The sequence below is a fragment of the Cellulomonas sp. P4_H4 genome, from assembly GCF_056400865.1.
The window spans coordinates 1,283,710-1,304,654 of the sequence record NZ_JBFUKL010000001.1 but is presented as its reverse complement, the minus strand read 5'-3'; the positions used below and the strand labels follow the sequence as shown (position 1 = coordinate 1,304,654).

Sequence of the window (20,945 nt, the reverse complement as noted above, 5' to 3'; positions counted from 1 at the left end):
CGAGCCGGTTCCGATACACCTGTATGAGAGACTGAGGACACCACGGGCTGCGCGAACCTGCGCGCCCCGCGTCGTGGAGGTCCCCCGAGCACTCGCTCAGGTTGCTCTGGCGGCGGACCCCGACCACTTAGCCCGAGAGGCTCTACCTTGACTTCGTTCGCCACGCTTGGCGTGCCTGCTGCCCTGTCCTCCGCACTGACGGAGCAGGGCATCACAGCCCCCTTCCCCATCCAGACCGCCACCCTGCCCGACTCCCTGGCGGGCCGCGACGTCCTCGGCCGCGGCCGCACGGGCTCCGGCAAGACGCTCGCGTTCGCCCTCCCGCTGGTCACGCGCACTGCCGCGGCCGGCAAGGGCAAGGTCGCCCGCCGCCCCCGTGCGCTGGTGCTGGCCCCGACCCGCGAGCTAGCCACCCAGATCGACGCGACGATCGCGCCGCTGGCCAAGGTGCTCGGCCTGAACACCACCGTGATCTTCGGCGGCGTGTCCCAGGGTCGTCAGGTCTCCGCACTCAACGGCGGCGTCGACATCGTCGTCGCCTGCCCGGGGCGCCTCGAGGACCTGATGAAGCAGAAGCTCATCTCGCTCGAGGACGTCCAGATCACCGTGCTCGACGAGGCCGACCACATGGCCGACCTGGGCTTCCTGCCCGTCGTCAAGCGCATCCTCGACCAGACGCCCCCGCGCGGCCAGCGCCTGCTGTTCTCGGCCACGCTGGACAAGGGCGTCGACCAGCTGGTCAAGCGCTACCTGTCCAGCCCGGTCGAGCACTCCGTGGACAGCGCCGAGTCGCCCGTTGCCGCGATGACGCACCACCTGTTCGAGGTCCGCGACGCCGAGGCCAAGAAGGCCGTCGTGCACCACCTCGCCTCCGGCACGGGCCGTCGCGTGCTGTTCATGCGCACCAAGCACCAGGCCAAGAAGCTGGCCAAGCAGCTGACCATGGACGGCATCCCCGCCGTGGACCTGCACGGCAACCTCGCGCAGGCTGCGCGTGAGCGGAACCTCGAGGCGTTCTCGTCGGGCACCGTGCGCGTGCTGGTCGCCACCGACATCGCGGCCCGCGGCATCCACGTGGACGACATCGAGCTCGTCGTGCACGTCGACCCGCCGGCCGAGCACAAGGCGTACCTGCACCGCTCCGGCCGGACCGCGCGTGCCGGCTCCGGCGGCGACGTCGTCACGGTCATCCTGCCCGAGCAGCGCGGCGACGTCCGTCAGCTCACCCGCGCCGCCAAGATCACGGCCACCCCGAGGCCCGTGAACGCGGGCGACGCGACCCTGACCCGCCTGGTCGGCGAGCAGGCCGCACCGGTCCGCTACGTCGCACCGCCGGCCACCCAGCAGCAGTCCTCGGGCGGCGGCGGCGGAAGCCGGCGCGGCTCGGGCCGCGGCAACGGGTCGAGCCGCCAGGCGTCGGCTGCGGCCGGTGGCGCGGCGGCACCTGCGGGCGGCCAGCGTCGTCGTCGTGGCGGATCGGGCCGTGGCGGCTCCGGTGGCGGCTCGGGCGCGTCGTCGTCCGGCGGACCCCGCGTCGTCTACTCGCGCGGCTGACAGGCTCAGACCCAGCTCCGGGGGCCGGTCCGACTCGTCGGGCCGGCCTCTGGCGTATCCGCAGGTAGGGCCCGATGATGGGATCTTCCGACGTACCTGGGAGTCCTGCATGGCGATCATCTCCCGCGGTTTTCGCGGCAAGCGTGAGACCGACCCCCGCATCCCACCCGGCCAGTACCTGGAACGCGGGTTCCCCGTGCTCTCGGCCGGCCCGACGCCCCGCGCCGACCTGTCGACCTGGACGTTCTCGATCACGGCCGACGGCGGCACCCTGAAGACCTGGACGTGGTCGGAGCTCACGCACCTGCCGCACGAGGACGTGGTCAAGGACATCCACTGCGTCACCAAGTGGTCGAAGCTCGACTCGGTCTGGCGCGGCATCTCCCTGGACACGCTCCTGGCGGACGTGCCGATCGACCCGGAGCACGCCTACGTCATGGCGCACTGCGACGGCGGCTACACCACCAACGTGCCGCTCGTGGACCTGCAGGGTGGCAAGGCCTGGATCGCCTACCAGTACGACGGCGCGCCCCTGCCGCCCGAGCACGGTGGCCCGGCCCGCCTGCTCGTCCCGCACCTGTACTTCTGGAAGTCCGCCAAGTGGGTGCGCAGCCTGGAGCTTATGACCGAGAACACGTGGGGATTCTGGGAGCGGCTCGGCTACCACGAGTACGGCGACCCGTGGAAGGAACAGCGGTACTGGGGTGACTGACTCCTACGCACTCCCCTGGCTCGTGGGCACGCTCGCCGCCCGCACCACGGAGACCCCGACCGCCATGACCCTCGAGCTCGACGTACCCGGCTGGCGCGGCGCCATGGCGGGTCAGCACGTCGACGTGCGGCTCACCGCCGAGGACGGCTACTCGACGCAGCGGTCGTACTCGCTGGCCTCTGCCGGAACGATGCCTGCGGGCCCCGTGATGAACGAGCGGATCGCGCTCACGGTGCAGGTGGTCGAGGACGGCGAGGTCTCCCCGTACCTGACCGAGGACCTGCAGATCGGCGACGAGCTCGAGCTCCGCGGCCCCGTCGGGCACTGGTTCGTGTGGCAGTCGAACGACCCGCACCCTGTGCAGCTCATCGGCGGCGGCTCGGGCCTGGTCCCGCTCATGTCCATGCTGCGCACCCGTCGCGCCGTCGGGTCCGTGTCGCCGTTCCGGCTGCTCGTGTCGGTCCGCACGCCGCAGGACGCGCTCTACGCGGACGAGCTGGCCACGCTCGAACCGGACGTGGCGATCACCCGCGTCTACACGCGGACCGGTCCGTCGGACTGGGACGGTCCGGTCGGCCGCGTGAGCGCCGACATCCTGCGCGAGTCGTGCTTCCCACCGGAGGAGAACGCGCACGTCTTCGTCTGCGGTCCGACGCCGTTCGTCGAGGTCGTCGCCGACACGCTGGTCGACCTGGGCCACGACCCCGACCGCATCCGGACGGAGCGCTTCGGACCGACCGGTCCCTGACCGCGCGTCGCCCAGCACCCGACCACGGCCCCCGGCAGACTGAGGCCCATGTTCGGCTGGAGCACGCACCGTGACGTCACCGTCACCACTCTCCCGACCCCGGGCGCCGACGAGCTGGTGCTCGACGAGGCACGGCGCACGGAGGCGTCCGTGCTGGCCCTGCACTCGAACCTGGACCAGAAGGCCGGCGTCCTGCTGGGGTTCGCGGGCGTCCTGGTGACGCTGCTCGCCGGTACCAGCACCGTGCTGCCCGCCTGGGCACGGGTCGCGGCAGCGCTGGTCGCTACCCTCGCGGGGGTCAGCGCGGCGGTGCCGATCAGCGCACGCCCGCCGGGGCTCGTCGCGCCCGTCGCACTGCTCACCGAGGGCGTCGCGGAGCGCGAGCGCGCGGACGCCGTCTCCGTGGTCACCAACGCGATCGCGTTCCTCGTCGTGGACTCGATGGAGAAGCTGCGGACGAAGAACCGCTGGCTCCGCGCGGCGGCGGTGCTGCTGGGGGTGGCGGTCTTCGTCGTCCTGGTCGGGCTTATCGTGGTATCGGTCGAGGGAGGCACGAGATGGGCGGCGGTATGAGCAAGGACAAGCCGGTCGTGCGCAAGCTCGTCATCGACCCCAAGCTCTTCGCGCTGACGGGCGGCACCAAGCGCGACCGCGAGCGGCTCCAGGAGCGCGTCGACAAGGCCGAGCAGGACGGCCTGGTCACCGTCGTCGACCTCTCGACCTCCGCGCCGACCGTGAGCAAGCCTTCCCGCCGCTAGAGCGTCGCCAGAGACGCAGGACGGCCCGGCCGCCGGCCGAGCCGTCCTGTCGTTCGAGCAGGTCTCAGCCGGTGTTTTGCAGGCCGGCCGCGACACCGTTGACGCTCAGCAGGAGCAACCGTCGCAGGTCGTCCACCTGCTCGGGCTCCACACCCGTGCGCAGTGCGCGCAGCGCCCGCAGCTGCAGGAGCGAGAGCGCGTCGACGTACGGGCTGCGCAGCTGGACGGCGCGGCCCAGGATGCGCCGACGCGACAGGATCGCGTCGCTGTTGGTGATGAGCAGGACCCACTTGCGGGTCAACGACATCTCCTCGAGCACCTGGCCGGCCAGGTCGGCGCGGTCACCGAGAGCGAGGTAACGCTCGGCAATGCGCTGGTCCGTCTTGGCGAGCGACATCTCGACGTTGTCGATCATCGTCCCGAACAGCGGCCACTCCGCGTAGGCAGCCCGCAGCTCCTCGAGGTCGGCGACCTGCTCGAGCGCGGTGCCGAGGCCGTACCAGCCGGCCAGGTTGATGCGCGCCTGCGACCACGAGAACACCCACGGGATCGCGCGCAGGTCGTCGAGCGACTCGACCGACAGCCCGCGACGGGCCGGCCGCGAGCCGATCGGCAGCAGGCCGAGCTCCTCCAGAGGCGTGACCTCGGCGAACCACTGCGGGAAGCCCGGAGACTTCACCAGCTCGTGGAACCGCACGCGCGACACCTCGTCCAGGCGCGCAGCGAGTCCCGTGAACCGGTCCGTGGCGGCGGCGTTGCGCTTCTCGACCGACGGCGCACCGGCCAGCAGGGTCGCAGCGGCGACCTGCTCGATGTGCCGCGCGGCGATGGTGGGGTCGCCGTAGCGCGCGAAGATGACCTCACCCTGCTCGGTGAGCTTGAAGCGGCCGTCCACCGAGCCCGGGGGCTGGGCGAGGAGCGCACGGTTGGCGGGGCCGCCCCCGCGACCGAGCGCGCCGCCGCGGCCGTGGAACAAGGTCAGGACGATGTTGTTGCGGTGCGCCCACTCGGTGATGTGACGCTGCGCCGTGTCGAGCGTGAGCGTCGCGGAGACCGGCCCGACATCCTTGGACGAGTCGGAGTAGCCGAGCATGATCTCGACGCGGCGCCCGTTCTCGGCGAGCCGACGCTGCACCTGCGGGAACTCGAGCGCTGCCTCGAGGATGCCGACGCTCGCCTCCAGGTCCGCGAAGGTCTCGAACAGCGGGATGGCGTCGATGACCGGGGTGAAGTCCGACCCGGCGAACGCGAGCTCTGCCAGCTCGTAGACGGCCGACAGGTGCTCGGGCGACTGCGTGAACGAGACGATGTAGCGACGGGCCGCCTCCGGACCGAACCGGCGCTGGACCTCGCCGAGGGCGCGGAACGTGGCCAGAACCTCGAGCGTGCGCGGCTCCAGGTCGCCGTCGATGCCGTTCGTCGCGATGTCCGCGAGCGCCGCGGCGTGCACCTGCGAGTGCTGCCGGACCTCGAGCTCGGCCAGGTGGAACCCGAAGGTCTGCACCTGCCAGACGAGCCGCTGCAGGTCGCCGTACGCGGACCGTGTCGCGCCCGCCTCGGCCAGCGAGCGCTGCACGACGCCGAGGTCGGACTCGAACTCGTCGGCGCTCGCGTACGCCAGCGCGGACCGCACGCGCGTCGCTGCGAGTCGTTCGGCCAGGAAGTAGACGACCCGGCGGTGCGGCTCGTTGGGTGCGTCGATCGCGATGCGGCTGGAGAGCGGCTCTGAGAGCGCGACCTGAGCGGCCCAGAGCGCGGCGAGCTCCGCGGAGGCAGGGGTGTCGTCCGCGGAGAGCGTGAGGCCGCCCGCCGTCCGGCGGGTGGAGTCCTCGAGCTCGGTGAGCACCTTGTCCGACGACAGCTGCGCGGCCTGCAGGGTGATCTCGGCGGTGACGTTCGGGTTACCGTCCCGGTCGCCACCGATCCACGACCCGAGCCGCGCGAACGCGCGGACGGCCGGAGCGGTCGTGCCGGCGGCGTCGGCCAGGAGCCAGTCGTCCAGGCGCCGGTACACGTCCGGAAGGGTGTCCGCGAGGGTCGACTCGAAGACGCTCAGCACCGTGCGGACCTCGTCGAGGACCGTCGGCTTGGACTCGCGCAGCGGCGCCGTGCGCCACAGCGTGTCGATCTCCCCGAGCAGCTTCCGGTCGTTCTCCGCGAGCGACATCCCGCCGATGCTGCGCGAGTCGCGCTCCGCGACGAGCTCGGCGATCCGCCGGATGGACGCCGAGACCGCGCGCCGACGGGCCTCCGTGGGGTGCGCGGTCAGGACCGGGCGGAACTCCATGTCGGCGAGCCGCTGACGTGCGACGTCCTCGCCGACCTCCTGGGCCAGCTGCGCGACGGCCGCCGGCAGCGAGTCGTCAGGCGCGAGGTGGTGCGGCAGGAGGCTCGCCTCACGCTCGCGGAGAACCCGCACGCGGTGGTACTCCTCGGCCGTGTTGGCCAGGTGGAAGTAGCACGTGAACGCGCGGGCCACCTGCTCGGCACGCGTGAGCGTGAAGCCCGCCACGAGCTCCTCGGCCTGCGCGAGCGCCTCGGCGTCCGGCCCGTTGTGCGCGCGGATGGCGAGCTCGCGCAGACGCTCGACGTCGGCCAGCAGGTCGTCGCCGCCCGCCTCGCGCAGCACCCTGCCGAGGAACTCGCCCAGCACGCGGACGTCGTTGCGCAGCGGTTCGGGCACTTCGTGGTTGGCCAGGCCCTGCGGGGCGTCGCTCGGTGCAGTCACGGGCCAAAAGTAAGGCACGTTCGGCGATCCGTGCCCAGAGCGTCCAAGGCTGTTACATGCAGGACACGTCGCATCACGCCGAGAGCTCGCGCAGGAGACCGGGTCGGCTCGGCGCCCAGGCCCACCCCGTGGCGTCGGACGAGGCGTCGACCCGCTGGTCGAGCAGCAGAGCGTCGGCGAACCCCGCGCCGAGCCGGGCCCGCGACTCGGCAGCGGTCTCCGGCAGCAGCACACCCTCGGGCCCGACGACGGCGCGAGCGATCTCCCGGACGGTCGGGTTGTCGCTCGACGCCGCCAGCACGCGTCGACCGCGCGGGGCGTCCGTGAGGGCGAGGACGTAGGCGTCGGCGACGTCCTCGACGTGCACCGTGGTCCAGCGCTGCTCACCCGAGCCGACCAGCCGCAGCGCCCCGTCGGCAGTCCGCGAGCCTGCACCGAACACGCCGGCGACGATGCCGCGCCCCTGCCCGTACACGACACCGGGCGCCAGGATCGTCGCCCGGACGTCCGAGGCGAGCAGCCTCGCCTCGCGCTCGATGCGCCACGCGACGATGGCCGGCGGGTCCAGCGGTCCAGCCTCGTCGACCGCGCCGGCCCCCCAGATCCAGACGCCGCTGGTGTGCACGAAGGGCTTCTCCGTGCCCGCGAACGCCGTGATCACCGCGTCGATGACCGCGTCGTCGAACGCAGGGTTCTCCGAGTCACCCGTGGCTGCCGCGTGGATCGCCGCGTCGACGCCTTCGAGCTGCTCGACGAGCCACGGGGTGTCGGTCAGGTCGTGCACCACGGCCGTCGCCCCCGAGGCGCCCACCTGGTCGGCGGACGACGAGCTGCGGGTCACCGCGAGGACGTCGTGGCCCGCGGCGACGAGGGACGCCAGGACGTTCGAGCCGATATAGCCGGTGGCACCGGTGAGAAGGACGCGCATGTGAGCTCCCGCGGATCGTTGTGGTGACGTGTGTCGTCGCTGTGTCGTCGCCGATAGTATGAATTCGATACCAGTCACTTCAACGGAAGTCGGTCACCCCGTGGGAACCGTGCCCTACGACGTCCTCGACGTCGCGTGCCCCAGCCGGATGGTGCTCGCTCGCGTCGGCGAGAAGTGGACCGTGCGCATCCTGCTCTCGCTCGACCGCTCCGTGCTGCGGTTCTCGGAGTTGCGTGCACTGCTCACGGACATCACCCCGAAGGTGCTCACCGAGACGCTCCGGGCGCTCGAGCGCGATGGTCTGGTGTCGCGGCAGGCCTTCGCCGAGGTGCCGCCCCGCGTCGAGTACCGGCTGACTCCGCTCGGCACGTCCCTGCTCGACGCGCTGCAGACGATGCGCTCGTGGTCCGAGGCGAACGCGCCCCTGATCCTGGAGTCGCGGGCACGGGCCGACGCCGCTGCGGTCGTCTGACCCACCTCGGCAGGGGCGGAGCGTCCCAGCGCCTCGAGGGCACGACTACGCGGACCACGTGATTCGGACGGCCACCGTGCGTGCGGACGATGGAGGCGATCCGCAGGCGACCCGGCCGACATCCCGGTGCCGACGGCGACACCTGCCCTCACCCCACCCGAGGAGAAGCCATGCCACGCCGGACGCATCGGAGCCTGTTCGCCGCCATCGCGGCGATGTTCCTGGTCCTCGTCTCACTCGGCGGCGCCACCCTGCCCGCCACCGCGGACGGCCGGCACGGGCCGCCGACCAGCGCACCCAAGCCGACCGTCGTGATGGTGCACGGCGCGTTCGCCGACTCCAGCGGCTGGACGGCCGTGGGCACCGCGCTGCAGGCCGAGGGCTACCCCGTGCTCGCGTTCTCCAACCCGCTGCGCGGAGTGCAGTACGACAGCGCCTACCTGCGCGACTACCTCGGCACGATCAGCGGGCCCATCGTGCTCGTCGGCCACTCCTACGGAGGTGCCGTCATCACCAACGCCGCGACCGGCAACGCGAACGTCCGGTCGCTCGTGTACATCGCCGCGTACGCCCTCGACGAGGGCGAGTCCGTCGCGGCGGCGAACGGGCTCGGCGGCGGGCACACCGAGGTCACCGACCACCTCGTCATCCGCCCGTTCCCGGGCGCCAGCGAGGGAGACGCCGACGCGTACATCGACCCGGTGTGGTTCCCGCGGCTCTTCGCCCAGGACGTGCCGTCGTTCCTGGCCAGGTCCATGGCGGGCAGCCAACGGCCGGGCGCCTTCGCCTCGCTCGTGACCCCGTCGGGCGTCCCGGCGTGGAAGACGATCCCGAGCTGGTACATGGTGGCGTCGAACGACCGGATCATCCCGCCGGAGGCGGAGCGCGCCATGGCCGCCCGGGCCGGGGCCACGACCATCGAGGTGAAGAGCTCGCACGTCCCGATGATCAGCCAGCCCCTCAAGGTGGTCGCCCTCATCCGCGCCGCGGCGAGGTAGTCGTCCCACCGAGCAGGCTCCCTCGCCGGAGCCTGCTCGGTGAGGTCAGCGAGGTTGCTCCTTCGTGCGGCTGAGCAGGAGGCCGTCGCCCGTGGTGACGAGCGCGTAGCGGACCGGGGCGGACCGGCCGTGCAGCACGAACACGGTCCGGTGCTCGTCGCGGTCGACGAGCTCCCACCAGCCGATGTCGGCGATCAGCTTGGTGTCGTCCGTGTACGTCAGGTGGTCGAGCTCGTGGTCCGGCACCGCGATGGCGAGCCGCGGACGGCCGACCTCGGTGGGCAGCCCGCGCGGCACGGCCCACGACCGCAGGACTCCGTCCTCCTCGAGCCGCAGGTCGAAGTGCGGCCGGGGCACGCGGTGGTCGTGCAGGACGAACGCCGGGTGCCCGTCCTTCGGCGCCTTCACGGTCACCCCGCGGACGACGACGCGTCGCCCAGGTGCTTCTGACCCCACAGCGCCGCGCTCGTGCGGTCGTTGACACCGATCTGCCGGAACAGGTGGCCGGCGTGCACCTTCACGGTGCGCTCGCTGATGCCCAGCGACCTGGCGATCTGCTTGTTCGCCAGCCCCTGGCAGATGAGCTCCAGGACCTGCCGCTCACGCTGGCTGAGCCGGTCGACCGGCGACGCGGTCGCGGTCGGCAGCAGCGCCGTGGCCACCCGCGGGTCGAGCGGAGCGTGGCCCAGGGCGGCCGACCGGACGGCGGCGACGAGGTCTCGCGGGTCACAGTCCTTGAGCTGGTAGCCGATCGCCCCGGCAGCGAGTGCCTCCCCGACCCGACGCGTGTCCGAGAAGGAGGTCAGGACGACGACGCGGACCCCCGGCTGCGCGGCCACGATGCGCCGGGTCGCCTCGACACCGTCGAGCACCGGCATCGAGAGGTCCATGAGGACGACGTCGGGCTGGAGCTCCGCCGCGAGGGTGACCGCGGCCTCGCCGTCGGCCGCCTGACCGACGACGCGCATGCCGTCCGCGCCGTCCACGAGCGTCGCCAGGCCCGAGCGGAGCAGGTGGTGGTCGTCGACCAGCAGGACCGTGACGTCGTCGTCACTCATGCGCCCTCCCCTCCTCGACGGTCAGCCGCCACCGGCACCCCGCGCCCGGCGCGGAGCTGACCTCGAGCTGGGCACCGGCCGCCGACGCGAGGTCGGAGAGCAGCCGCAGGCCGAAGTGTCCCTCCGCCGGTGCGGCGAGCACCGCGTCCACGTCGAACCCCGCGCCGTCGTCCTGCACCTCGAGGACGACGGTTCCACCGTCGCGGTCCACGCGCACGACCACCTCGCTCGCCTGCGCGTGGGTGACCGCGTTGCGCAGCGTCTCGCGCGCCACCCCGTAGACGAGCTGCGACGTCTCGGACGTCAGTCCCGCCTCGACGTCGTCGGCGAGGTCGAGGCGGATGTCGACACCGCGTGCGGCGAGCCCACCCACCAGGTCCTGCAGCGCGGCGCCCAGGCCTGCGGTCCCCAGGCTCGCGGGATAGATGTCGACGAGCAGCGACCGCAGTCCCTTGATGCTCGCGCGGACCGTCTCGGCCGCTCCTCGTACGGGCTCGGCCAGCTCGGGTGCCGCGGACCGCTCCGCCCGATCGGCAACCCCCGCGAGCGCGAACGACGACGCGGCGAGCTCCTGGACCACGCCGTCGTGCAGCGTCGCAGCGATCCGGCGGCGCTCGTCGTCGGAGGCCTCGACCGCGTGCTGCAGCAGGACCTCACGCTGCTTCTGGGAGCGGCGGAGCCGGTCGAGCAGGGTCCAGAGCACGGGGAGCATGAGGACGAGCAGCAGCAGGAGGCTCGTCATCGTGATGCCGGCGAAGCCGCGCCACAGCGCGGTGGACCGCTCGGTGACAGCGTCGTACCGGCTGTACGTCTCGAACAGCAGCGGGGTGCCGTCGGGTGTCCAGACCGGCCGGTAGACCTCCAGGAGCTTGCCCTGCCCGCGCTCGTACACGTTCTCCGGCTTGTCGAGATCGCTCACCTCGGCCTCCGTGGACGGGTCCGTGAGGACGGCTCGCTCGTCGTCACCCAGGGCGAACCCCTGGCCCACGAGCCGCGGGTCGTCCGAGTAGACGATCGTGCCGTCGCCGTCCCAGATCTTCACCCGGACGACCGAGTCGCTGAGCACGCCCGCGCGCACCGCGTCGTCGACCGCCGCCAGCGCCGCAGCATCGCCGGTCGTGAGCCCGTCCTGCAGCACCGGCTGCACCACCGCGTCGGCGAGGAGGTCCGTGAGCCTGGCGGCGTCGTTGACCGACTCCTGCTCGGCGATGCGGCGGCTGGCCGACAGGCCCAGGACCGCCACGACCACCAGCACCAGCGCGGCCGCGGCGACCAGCCGTCCGAACACGCGCCACGGCCGGACCGGACGCAGCTCGGCACCTGCGCCCGACCCTCGCAGTCGGGTCAGCGTCGTCCACTGCGGACCGGGTGAGGGCACGGCGCCCACCCTATGCGGGTGGGCGCCGCCGTCCTCCTCGCCTGGTGCCCGCGGTTCAGTCGTCGCTGCCATGGCCACCGTGGTCGTCACCCGCGTCGTGCCCCGAACCGTCGTCCGACCCGCCGTGCGAGCTGTCGTCGTCGTGGCCCGAGTCGTCGCTCGTCGCCGACGGGGCAGGAGCCGGCGCCGGGGCCGGGGCGCTGCTGGGCTCGTCGCGGTCGTCGCCCTGCTCGACGCGGTCGTCACGGTCCACGAGGCCGCCGTGGTCGTCGACCGTGGTGCTCGTCGGCGAGGCGCTGGACGACGGCGAGGCGTCGGAGGTGGGCGAGGCGCTGGACGTCGGCGTCGGCGTCACGACGCCACCCTGCACCGCCCGGTCGTCGCCGACCTCCGTCCGGTCGTCCCGGTCGGTGGCACCACCGTTGTCGTCGACCACCGCCTGCGTCGGCGGAGCGACGGGGACGGTGGGGCTGAGGCTGCTGTTCCCGGCCAGGCCTACCGCCGCCGGCGCCGCGGCCACGAGCAGGGCGGCGGTGAACACGATCATGCGCTTCATCGGAACTCCTCGGTCTCCTGGGTGAGGACTCCTTTCTCCCCTGTCGCCGGTACGGCGCACCATCGGACCTTGGTACTAGTACCACCGCGTCCAGGGCGCGACGGTTGTCCGCGATGGGCGCTGCACCCGTCCGCGCGAGCTCGGCTCAGCCGCGTTCCTGGGAGTAGCAGGGCCCGGTGTCGCCGGCACCCATCCAGAACCTCGAGTTGTCGTAGACCAGGCGGACGCCGTGCGTCAGCTCGCACTCGCGCGCGAGTCGGCCGACGGGGTAGCGGGTCCGGCACTCACCGCAGTGCAACGGGGTGTCGTCCTGGGCCATGGCACACCTCCCACGGGGGTGGCGGCCAGCGGGGCGTCGGGCCGCTTGCGGTTCATGGTGAGACCTGGACGCACCTGATCGGCGCAAAGGTGAGACAGATCACGCCGGGTGCGAGGACGCCCTGAGCGTCATGCCTGGGGCTCCTGCGGGGCGTGCCGGTCGAGGAACCCGTACACCTCGCGCGCGTCCACACCGGGGAACGCCCCGGTGGGCAGCGCGCTGAACACCTGCTGGTGGATGCGCGCGCTCGGCCACGACGCGTCCTGCCAGCGGGCGGTCGCGGCGGCGCGCGGGCGGCGGCAGCACGCCTCGTCGGGGCACGTCGACTTGTGCCGGTCCGTCGTGTCGCGGCCGCGGAACCAGGTCGCCGACGAGAACGGCACGCCGATCGCGAGCGCCATCTGCCCGCCGGAGCCGGAGCCCGTCTGGGTCGAGCACCAGAACGTGCCGGCCGGGGTGTCGGTGTACTGGTAGGACTCCGACGATCGGTCACGCCGGGTGAGTGCTCGGCGCACACCCCAGCTGCGGCAGACGAGCTGGCCCTCGATCGCGCCCGTGACGTCGGTCGGCATCGGCAGCCCGTCGTTCGCGTACCCGCGGTAGATCGCTCCGTCACCGCCGATGCGCAGGAAGTGCACCGGGATCCCGAGATGCTGGGTGGCCAGGCTGGTGAAGCGCTGCGCCGCGGCCTCGTGCGTGACGCCGAACGCGTCGCGCATGTCCTCGATCGCCAGGTCCTTCTCGCGCTTGTGCTGCTGCAGGTGCTCGACCGCGGCCGACTCGGGCATGAGGCAGCAGGACGCGAAGTAGGTGATCTCCATCCTCTGGCGCAGGAAGTCGTCGTAGGACGTGGGCCGCTCGTGGCCGAGCACGCGGTGCGCGATCGCCTGCAGGGCCAGCGAGCGGAGCCCGTGGCCGCCGGGGATCGACGCGGGCGGCAGGTAGATGCGGCCGTTCGCCAGGTCGGTCACCGTGCGGGTCGAGCTCGGCAGGTCGTCGACGTAGAGGATCGAGAAGCCGAGCTGCTCGGCCATGCGGGACACGGCCCGGTGCGTGAGCGCCCCCGCGGTGTACCCGGCCTTGCGCGCCATGGACTCCGCGAGGCGCTCGATCTCGGGCAGGTAGTTGTCGCGCGCCTGACGCTCGAGGCGGATCTGCGTGTTGGCGCGGCGCGCCTCCTCCGGCGTCGCGACGGCCTCCAGGTCGCGCCGGGCGAGCTCGGCGTGCAGGCCGACGAGCTGTTCGAGCAGCGGCAGGGGCAGCGTGCGTCCCGGGCGGACGGTCGGGAGAGAGAGCCGCTCGAAGCCCGGAGACCGTTGCGCACGGTCGAGGGCGATCTCGAGCGCGGCCCGCCGCGACGGCGGCTCGGCGTCGAGCAGGTCGGCCACGGTCACGTCGAGCGCGTCGGCCAGGCCCCGCAGCAGCGTGAGACGCGGCTCCCGGCGCCCGTTCTCGATCAGCGACAGCAGGCTCGGGGTGACCCCGACGCGCTGGCCGAGGTCGTCGAGCGTGAGCCCCCGCGCCGTGCGCAGGTGCCGCACACGACGCCCCACCGTGAGCGCGTCGGGTTCGCCTTGCGCGGCTTCGTCGCCCGGCAGGCGACCTGAGATCGTCATGACGTGACTCTATGTCAAGAATCGCGATTCTTGTCGTGCGATTCGGCCCCGAGAACCCGACTGCTTGACGACACGATGGTCATATCGACGAGCGCGGCCACCGGAGGCCGTGCTGAAGGAGACCGCAGAGATGACCACCCTGTTCGATCCCGCCCCGCAGACCCGCACCGTCACGCTCGCCGACGTGACCGCGGTCGCCGTCACGGGTGACGTCCGCGCCTGGGTCGCCGCGGTCGCCGAGCTGACGCAGCCCGACGCGGTCGAGTGGTGCGACGGGTCGGACGCCGAGCGGACCGCGCTGATCGCCCAGATGGTGCGCACGGGCACGTTGCTCCCGCTGGACCCCACGCTCCGTCCGGGGAGCTACCTGGCCCGGTCCGACCCCGACGACGTCGCACGCATCGAGTCGCGGACGTTCGTGTGCCCGCGCGACGAGTCCGACGCGGGCCCGACCAACAACTGGCGCGAGCCCGGGGCCATGCGGGCCGAGCTCGACGGGGTGTTCGCCGGCAGCATGCGCGGACGGACCATGTACGTCGTGCCGTTCTCGATGGGGCCGGTCGGCGGGCCGATGTCGCGGGTCGGTGTGCAGGTGACGGACTCGCCGTACGTCGTCGTGAGCATGCACGTGATGACGCGCGTCGGGAGCGACGTGCTGCGCCTCGTCGAGGCAGGCGAGCCGTTCGTGCCGGCCGTGCACTCGGTCGGCGCACCCCTGGAACGCGGCGAGCACGACGTGCCGTGGCCGTGCAGCTCCACGAAGTACGTCTCCCACTTCCCGGACACGCGCGAGATCTGGTCCTACGGCTCGGGCTACGGCGGCAACGCGCTGCTCGGCAAGAAGTGCTTCGCGCTGCGCATCGCCTCGGTCATGGGTCGCGACGAGGGGTGGCTCGCCGAGCACATGCTGCTGGTCCGCCTCACCTCACCGCACGGGCGCCGCTACCACGTCGCCGCCGCGTTCCCCTCGGCGTGCGGCAAGACGAACCTCGCGATGCTGCGCCCGACGCTGCCCGGCTGGACGGTCGAGACGATCGGCGACGACATCGCCTGGCTGCGCCCGGGGGCCGACGGGGCGCTGCGTGCCATCAACCCCGAGGCCGGGTTCTTCGGGGTCGCGCCGGGCACCGGCACCTCCACCAACCCCGCGGCCATCGAGACGCTCAGCCACGACACGATCTTCACCAACGTCGCGCTCACGCCCGAAGGTGACGTCTGGTGGGAGGGCCTCACCGACGAGCCTCCCGCCCACCTCACCGACTGGCGGGGCCGCGCCTGGACCCCGTCGTCCGACGAGCCTGCCGCGCACCCCAACAGCCGGTTCACGGTCGCGGCAGCTCAGTGCCCGACGATCGCGGACGGCTGGGACGACCCCGAGGGCGTGGTGCTCGACGCGATCGTGTTCGGCGGCCGTCGGGCCACCAACGTGCCGCTCGTGGCCCAGGCCGAGAGCTGGGAGCACGGGGTGTTCATGGGCGCGACGATCTCGTCGGAGCGGACCGCGGCGGCCGAGGGACTGGTCGGCGAGCTGCGGCGCGACCCGTTCGCGATGCTGCCGTTCTGCGGCTACGACATGGCCGACCACTGGGCCCACTGGCTGCGGATCGGGGAACGGCTCGACCGCGACCGCCGGCCGCTCGTCTTCCAGGTCAACTGGTTCCGCAAGGACGACGACGGGCGCTTCCTGTGGCCCGGGTTCGGTGAGAACTCGCGGGTGCTCGCCTGGGTCGTCGACCAGGTCGACCGGGCGCGCGGGCTGCGCACCGACGTCGGCGCCGTGCCCAGCCCGGTGGGTCTGCTGCCGGCACCGGGCGCGCTGGACACGCGCGGGCTCGATCTCGACGACGAGACGCTCGCGCGGCTGTTCCACGTCGACCCCGACTCATGGCTGCTCGAGGCTGACCTGACCGAGGAGTTCTTCGCGACGTTCGGTGACCGCGTGCCGCCCGCACTGCACGACCGCCTCGCCCGGATGCGGGCTGCGCTCGAGCGCTGATCGGTCGTCGGCCCGGCTCAACGGCGAGCCGGGCCGATGACCAGCGGCCTCGTCGCCGCCCTGCGACCGAGGTGGGCTAGAGGATCACGCCGAGAGCTGCCGAGGCGAGCACGCCGATCGCGATCCAGGCGAGCATGCTGCCCAGGAGGTAGACGGCGTACGTGACGTGCTCGGCGGTCGTGCTGCCCCATCGCGGCGCGGGTGCCCAGCGGACGGTCTCGAAGAAACGGCTGGCGCGGGTCGAGAGCGACGGTGCCGGAGGTGCGTAGGTCGTGCTGGACATGGGGGCTCCTTGTGGGTGCAGACGAGTGCGCCGGGATCGCCGGCACCTCCCATGGTTCCACCGGGCGAACCCCCGAACCCGGGCCTTTGGGCCCCTTGTGGCCAACGGCACAGCTGTCGGTCACAACCCTCGTGCACGACCGTCGTCGACGGCCGTGCACGACCTCCGGGCGGACCGGCCGGGTCAGTGGACCCAGCGCGACGTGATGTCGAACTCGCGCGCGACCGCCCCGATCTCCTCCGGCTTCAACCCCTCGGCGCGTCCGCCGGCGACGAGGTCCATGTACTCGTACTTCGCGCCGGTCTCCGCGTACTCGATCCGGTCGACGGCACGTGTGACGGACAGGTCGGACCGCGCCATCACGCCGTGCTTGGACCAGAGCACGATCTCGAACTCCCGTAGTCCCTCGACGTTCGCCGCCATGAGCTCCGCAGAGCCCGGGATCATGAAGGCGAGCACCCCGATGCCTGCCGAGAGGGACACGATCGACTCCGGCTCCCAGCGCAGGATGCGGGTGTTCATCGACTCGGTGTCCTGGTACGCGGGCACGTGCGAGAGGTAGGTCAGGTTCATCGGCTGCGCATGGACGACGGCCTGGAACGTCACCCCGCGGAGCGCGACCTGGTCCTGGTGGACGGCGAGGTGCGAGTTGAACTCGCTGGTCAGCCGCTCGAACAGGCGGCGGGGCGACGTGTACATCGTGCCGGTCAGACCGCCCTCGTGGACGACGACAGCGCCGACGTTGGCCTCGGGGTCCTCGTGGATCTGACGGAGGCGCCGCCCCGAACCGGTGACGAGGATGGTGTGCCCCGCGAGCGCGGGCGCCGGGACGGGGAGCGTGATCTCCTCGGCGATCGGGAAGCGACGTCGCACCTCGATGTCCCAGCCGGCGTACACCGAAATGTTGCCGGCACCGGCCTCCGAGGCGTCGATCTCGCAGATGCGGTGACCGCCCGCGCCCATCGAGGTGAGCAGCTCGTCGAGCTCAGGGTGCACAACGGTGTCGAGCATCGTCCGTCCTCACTGTCGGGCCGCGGACAGGTCCGACAGCCGGGATTCGGCCTGTTCCCAGGCCTTCGGGTCTCCGGTGGGTTCCCACCGGAGCGGTTCGGTCGAGCGTCGGACGACGTCGCGGATCGCGGGCAGACCGCCGACGAGGTCCCCGGTGGCCCATGCCTGGACGAGGAGGTTCCCCATCGCGGTTCCCTCGGCAGGTCCCGCGAGCACGGGCAGCCCTACCGCGTCGGCCGTGAGCTGGCACAGCAGGGCGTTGCGGGACCCACCTCCGACGACGTGCACGACGTCGAGGTCGAGCCCGGCCAGCCCGACGACCTGACGCAGAGCGCGCCGGTAGGCCAGGGCGAGCGAGTCGAGGATGCAGCGGGTCACGGTCGCCTCGTCGTCGGGCACCGGCTGCCCGCTCGCCCGAGCGACCTCCGCGATGCGCTCGGGCATGTCCCCGGGGGCGGCGAACCTCGGGTCGTCGACGTCGACGACGGTCCGGAGGGCGGGGACGTCGGCTGCGGCTGCGAGGAGCGCGGTCAGGCCGGTGGTGGCGCCGCGGTCGTGCCACGTGCGCTGCGACTCGGTGAGCAGCCAGAGCCCGGCGACGTTCTTGAGGTAGCGCACCGTCCCGTCGATGCCGAGCTCGTTGGTCAGGTTCGCCGCCCGGGACTGCGGGGTCAGGACCGGCTCGCGCAGCTCGACGCCCACCAGCGACCACGTCCCCGACGAGATGTAGGCCGCTCGGCTCGGGTCGACCATCGGTACCGCCGCGACCGCCGACGCCGTGTCGTGCGACCCGACGGCCACGACCTTCGCTGCCCCCAGCCGCAGCTCCGGGCGCAGGGCACCGACCACGGCACCGGGTTCGACGACGTCCGCGAGCAGCCCGCGCACGTCGACCCCCGTGAGGCCCGTGAGGGTCCGCAGGACCTCGGGGCTCCACTGCCGCGACCGCACGTCGAGCATCCCGGTCGTCGACGCGTTGGTCACCTCGGTGACGTCCCGGCCGGACAGCCACGAGGTCAGGAGGTCGGGGATCAGCAGAAGTCGACGCGCCTGTCCGAGCCGTGCCTCCGCCATGAGCTGGAACACCGTGTTGAACGGCTGCACCTGGGCGCCGGTGACGGCGTAGTGCCGGGCGGCGGGCATCGCGTCGAAGAACCGGTCGGGCATGCCCTGGGTCCGTGGGTCGCGGTAGTGCACCGGGTCGCCGAGCAGCGCCCCGTCGGCGTCCAGCAGCCCGTAGTCCACGGCCCAGCTGTCGACGCCGACGGACGTCAGCGACCCCGAGCGACTTGCGGCGGCCAGGCCGGCGCGGACCTCGGACCAGAGCGCGTCGACGTCCCACCGGAGCCCCTCGCGATCGCCGACCTGCGCGGGCCCGTTCGTGAAGCGCGCGACCTCGACGGTCTCGAGCCGACCGTCCGCCAGGCGACCGGTGATGACGCGCCCGCTCGTGGCGCCGAGGTCGACTGCTGCGTACATGGGTTGGTCGTCGTTCGCCGGCGCGCGCCTAAGCGCCCCAGCCGGCTTGCGTCCCGCCGACGCGGTCGCCGGCGATGGCCTGCGCGTACCCGGAGGCCGCGTACGCCGCCATGGGGTCGGCCGGCAGGCCGCGCTCCTCGCGCCACTGCGCGAGCGCCGGACGCACGTCGGTGTAGAACGCGTCCATGAACAGCCCGTTCGCGCCGAGCACGTCCCCCTGCTCCTGAGCCACCGCGAGCGCCTCGCGGTCCACGAGCAGCGCCCGGGCGGTCATCTCCTGCACGTTGAGCACGGAGCGGATCTGGCCGGGGATCTTGTCCTCGATGTTGTGGCACTGGTCGAGCATGAAGCGCACCGGCGAGCCGGCCTCCAGCCCTCCCCCGCGCACGACCTCGTACAGGATCCGGAACAGCTGGAACGGGTCGGCGGCGCCGACGATCAGGTCGTCGTCCGCGTAGAACCGCGAGTTGAAGTCGAACGACCCGAGCCGACCCAGGCGCAGCAGCTGCGCGACGATGAACTCGATGTTGGTGCTCGGCGCGTGGTGCCCGGTGTCCAGGCAGACCATCGCCCGCTCCCCCAGCGCGGTCACGTGCGCGTACGAGGTGCCCCAGTCCGGCACGTCCATCGTGTAGAAGTACGGCTCGAAGATCTTGTACTCGAGCACCAGACGCTGCTTCTCGGACAGGCGCGCGTAGATCTTCTCGAGCGAGTCCGCCAGCCGGTCCTGCCGCCCCCGGATGTCACCCTGCCCCGGGTAGTTCGTGCCGTCGGGCAGCCAGATCTTCAGGTCCTGCGAGCCCGTCGCGTCCATGACGTCGATGCACGCGAAGTGGTGGTCGATCGCCTTCTGGCGGATGCGCGGGTCCACGTGGGTCAGGGACCCGAGCTTGTAGTCGTCGTCCTGGAACGTGTTCGAGTTGATCGTCCCCAGGCCCACGCCCAGCGAGTGCGCGTACTCCGACAGCGCGACGTAGTCGTCCACCAGGTCCCACGGGATGTGCAGCGCCACCGTCGGCGCCAGACCCGTCAGCTCGTGCACCTTCGCGGCGTCGGCCAGCTTCTCCTGGATCGTGCGTGGCGTGCCGGGTGTGGTGAACACCTTGAAGCGGGTCCCGGCGTTCCCGAAGGCCCACGACGGGAGCTCGATCGCCTGCGTGGCGAGCAGCTCAAGGGTGGCCTGGTCCATCGTGCGCATCTCTCGTGTCCCCTCGTTGGGCGCTGGATGAATCGTTTCATTCAACTAGGATGGTGTCAACCTGACCGACCGTCGGGGCCTGACCGGACGTCTGCGGCGTGCTACCGCCGCGGAGTGCTCGACGCCCGGACCACGAGTTCGGGCTGGAACACCGTGTGCCTCGCGTCCTCACCGTTCGCGCGGCGCATGAGCAGCTCGGCGGCCTCGAAGCCCATCTCGTGCGTCGGCTGACGCACCGACGTCAGCGGTTGCGCGAGCTCGGCCGCGATGTCGATGTCGTCGTACCCGACGATCGCCGTGCGGGTGAGCAGGTCCGTGCCGCCGGCACGCCGCAGGCACCGTTGCGCACCGACGGCCACCAGGTCGTTCACGCAGAACAGCGCCGCAGGCGCCGCCCCGTCGTGCGCCGCGATCCACGCGCCCAGGGCCCGGTCTCCCCCGGCAGCGTCGAGCGTGCTCAGCAGGACCTCCTCCACGACGTCGTCGGGGACCAGACCCGCGGCGCGCACCGCTCGGTCGACGCCCGCGCGCCGCGCCTCGCACTGGCGGATGGAGTGCGGCCCGTTCAGGAACACGATGCGTCGGTGTCCCTCGGCGAGAAGGTGGGCGGCCGCGAGCTCGCCGCCCGCCTCGTCGTCGACGGACACCGACGACATCCCGGGGACGTTCGACGGCGAGTCGAGCAGCACCACGGGCACCCCGCGCTGCTGGATCTCCGCCAGGTGCTCGGTGGAGTGGCTGGTCGGGACGACGAGCAGCCCGAGCACGCCGTGCTCCTCGAACAGCCGCAGGTATTTGTCCTCCCGCTCCGGGTCGTCGTCGGAGCTCGCCAGCATCAGCGTGTGGTCGTCGCGGGCGAGGCGGTCCTCGATGCCCCGCGCCACCTCGGTGAAGAACGGGTTGCGGATGTCCAGCAGGAGCGCGCCGACGGTGGTGATCGACCCCTGCCGCAGCTGCCTGGCCGAGCCGTTCCGGACGAACGACAGGCGGTGGATGGCGTCCTCGACCCGCTCGCGCGTGGCCGGCAGGACGCGGTCCGGCCGGTTCAGCACGTTGGACACCGTGCCGACGGAGACACCCGCCAGCTTCGCCACGTCGGTGACCGACGGACGGCGCGACGCGCTGGTCACCAGGGCACACTCCCTACCGGTGG

General features: G+C 72.2%; 21 protein-coding genes. 8 read left to right on the top strand and 13 right to left on the bottom strand.

Features of this window, described 5'->3' with window-relative positions:
• Positions 1–171 precede the first annotated feature (171 nt).
• From AC1DPN_RS06165 to AC1DPN_RS06145, 5 genes are all read left to right on the top strand, one after another.
• The gene (locus AC1DPN_RS06165; RefSeq protein WP_477083811.1) at positions 172–1,554 is read left to right on the top strand and encodes a DEAD/DEAH box helicase; all 1,383 of its coding nucleotides are present in this window, start codon (positions 172–174) and stop codon (positions 1,552–1,554) included.
• Positions 1,555–1,663: 109 nt separating this feature from the next.
• On the top strand, positions 1,664–2,266 hold the full coding sequence (locus tag AC1DPN_RS06160; RefSeq protein WP_477083810.1) for a sulfite oxidase-like oxidoreductase: 603 nt from the start codon (positions 1,664–1,666) through the stop codon (positions 2,264–2,266).
• Positions 2,259–3,014: a ferredoxin reductase gene (locus AC1DPN_RS06155; protein ID WP_477083809.1), complete on the top strand. Its 756-nt coding sequence runs from the start codon at positions 2,259–2,261 to the stop codon at positions 3,012–3,014. Before AC1DPN_RS06160 ends, AC1DPN_RS06155 begins: the two co-directional genes overlap by 8 nt.
• A 48-nt stretch (positions 3,015–3,062) precedes the next feature.
• Positions 3,063–3,587: a hypothetical protein gene (locus AC1DPN_RS06150; RefSeq protein ID WP_477083808.1), complete on the top strand. Its 525-nt coding sequence runs from the start codon at positions 3,063–3,065 to the stop codon at positions 3,585–3,587.
• The gene (locus AC1DPN_RS06145; protein ID WP_477083807.1) at positions 3,584–3,772 is read left to right on the top strand and encodes a hypothetical protein; all 189 of its coding nucleotides are present in this window, start codon (positions 3,584–3,586) and stop codon (positions 3,770–3,772) included. Before AC1DPN_RS06150 ends, AC1DPN_RS06145 begins: the two co-directional genes overlap by 4 nt.
• Positions 3,773–3,836: 64 nt before the next feature.
• On the opposite strand, the gene AC1DPN_RS06140 is transcribed toward AC1DPN_RS06145, so the two are convergent.
• A complete protein-coding gene (locus tag AC1DPN_RS06140; RefSeq protein ID WP_477083806.1) occupies positions 3,837–6,500 on the bottom strand; it encodes a phosphoenolpyruvate carboxylase in 2,664 nt (887 codons plus the stop codon).
• A 73-nt stretch (positions 6,501–6,573) separates the two neighbouring features.
• On the bottom strand, positions 6,574–7,428 hold the full coding sequence (locus AC1DPN_RS06135) for an NAD-dependent epimerase/dehydratase family protein (protein WP_477083805.1): 855 nt from the start codon (positions 7,426–7,428) through the stop codon (positions 6,574–6,576).
• Positions 7,429–7,528: 100 nt separating this feature from the next.
• Here AC1DPN_RS06135 and AC1DPN_RS06130 point away from each other — a divergent pair, with 100 nt between their 5' ends.
• The gene (locus tag AC1DPN_RS06130) at positions 7,529–7,900 is read left to right on the top strand and encodes a winged helix-turn-helix transcriptional regulator (protein WP_477083804.1); all 372 of its coding nucleotides are present in this window, start codon (positions 7,529–7,531) and stop codon (positions 7,898–7,900) included.
• A gap of 170 nt (positions 7,901–8,070) precedes the next feature.
• On the top strand, positions 8,071–8,898 hold the full coding sequence (locus AC1DPN_RS06125; protein ID WP_477083803.1) for an alpha/beta fold hydrolase: 828 nt from the start codon (positions 8,071–8,073) through the stop codon (positions 8,896–8,898).
• Positions 8,899–8,943: 45 nt separating this feature from the next.
• Here AC1DPN_RS06125 and AC1DPN_RS06120 read toward each other — a convergent pair whose 3' ends face one another.
• The 6 genes from AC1DPN_RS06120 to AC1DPN_RS06095 all read right to left on the bottom strand — a co-directional run bounded on the left by AC1DPN_RS06120 (position 8,944) and on the right by AC1DPN_RS06095 (position 13,825).
• A complete protein-coding gene (locus AC1DPN_RS06120) occupies positions 8,944–9,306 on the bottom strand; it encodes a DNA polymerase ligase N-terminal domain-containing protein (protein WP_477083802.1) in 363 nt (120 codons plus the stop codon).
• A gap of 2 nt (positions 9,307–9,308) precedes the next feature.
• On the bottom strand, positions 9,309–9,956 hold the full coding sequence (locus AC1DPN_RS06115; RefSeq protein WP_477083801.1) for a response regulator: 648 nt from the start codon (positions 9,954–9,956) through the stop codon (positions 9,309–9,311).
• Positions 9,949–11,334 (bottom strand): sensor histidine kinase, encoded by a 1,386-nt coding sequence (locus AC1DPN_RS06110; protein WP_477083800.1) that lies wholly within the window; start codon positions 11,332–11,334, stop codon positions 9,949–9,951. Before AC1DPN_RS06110 ends, AC1DPN_RS06115 begins: the two co-directional genes overlap by 8 nt.
• 55 nt (positions 11,335–11,389) lie before the next feature.
• Entirely contained in the window at positions 11,390–11,890 is a 501-nt protein-coding gene (locus tag AC1DPN_RS06105; RefSeq protein ID WP_477083799.1) for a hypothetical protein, read from the bottom strand.
• A gap of 145 nt (positions 11,891–12,035) precedes the next feature.
• Positions 12,036–12,209, bottom strand: a complete 174-nt coding sequence (locus tag AC1DPN_RS06100) for a hypothetical protein (protein WP_477083798.1) — start codon at positions 12,207–12,209, stop codon at positions 12,036–12,038.
• Between the two features lie 128 nt (positions 12,210–12,337).
• Positions 12,338–13,825, bottom strand: coding sequence for a helix-turn-helix domain-containing protein (locus AC1DPN_RS06095; RefSeq protein ID WP_477083797.1), 1,488 nt, complete (start codon positions 13,823–13,825; stop codon positions 12,338–12,340).
• A 130-nt stretch (positions 13,826–13,955) separates the two neighbouring features.
• Here AC1DPN_RS06095 and AC1DPN_RS06090 point away from each other — a divergent pair, with 130 nt between their 5' ends.
• Positions 13,956–15,821, top strand: a complete 1,866-nt coding sequence (locus AC1DPN_RS06090) for a phosphoenolpyruvate carboxykinase (GTP) (RefSeq protein ID WP_477083796.1) — start codon at positions 13,956–13,958, stop codon at positions 15,819–15,821.
• A 76-nt stretch (positions 15,822–15,897) separates the two neighbouring features.
• Here the strand turns inward: AC1DPN_RS06090 and AC1DPN_RS06085 are convergent, their stop codons facing one another.
• From AC1DPN_RS06085 to AC1DPN_RS06065, 5 genes are all read right to left on the bottom strand, one after another.
• Positions 15,898–16,104, bottom strand: a complete 207-nt coding sequence (locus AC1DPN_RS06085; protein WP_477083795.1) for a chemotaxis protein CheW — start codon at positions 16,102–16,104, stop codon at positions 15,898–15,900.
• 183 nt (positions 16,105–16,287) lie between these two features.
• Complete coding sequence (locus AC1DPN_RS06080) at positions 16,288–17,115, bottom strand: class II aldolase/adducin family protein (protein WP_477083794.1); 828 nt, start codon at positions 17,113–17,115, stop codon at positions 16,288–16,290.
• A gap of 9 nt (positions 17,116–17,124) precedes the next feature.
• A complete protein-coding gene (locus tag AC1DPN_RS06075; RefSeq protein WP_477083793.1) occupies positions 17,125–18,594 on the bottom strand; it encodes a rhamnulokinase in 1,470 nt (489 codons plus the stop codon).
• Between the two features lie 28 nt (positions 18,595–18,622).
• Positions 18,623–19,783 carry an L-rhamnose isomerase gene (rhaI, locus tag AC1DPN_RS06070; RefSeq protein WP_477083792.1) on the bottom strand — a complete coding sequence of 387 codons (1,161 nt, stop codon included), beginning with the start codon at positions 19,781–19,783 and terminating at the stop codon, positions 18,623–18,625.
• Between the two features lie 110 nt (positions 19,784–19,893).
• Positions 19,894–20,922, bottom strand: a complete 1,029-nt coding sequence (locus tag AC1DPN_RS06065; protein ID WP_477083791.1) for a LacI family DNA-binding transcriptional regulator — start codon at positions 20,920–20,922, stop codon at positions 19,894–19,896.
• Positions 20,923–20,945: the final 23 nt, after the last annotated feature.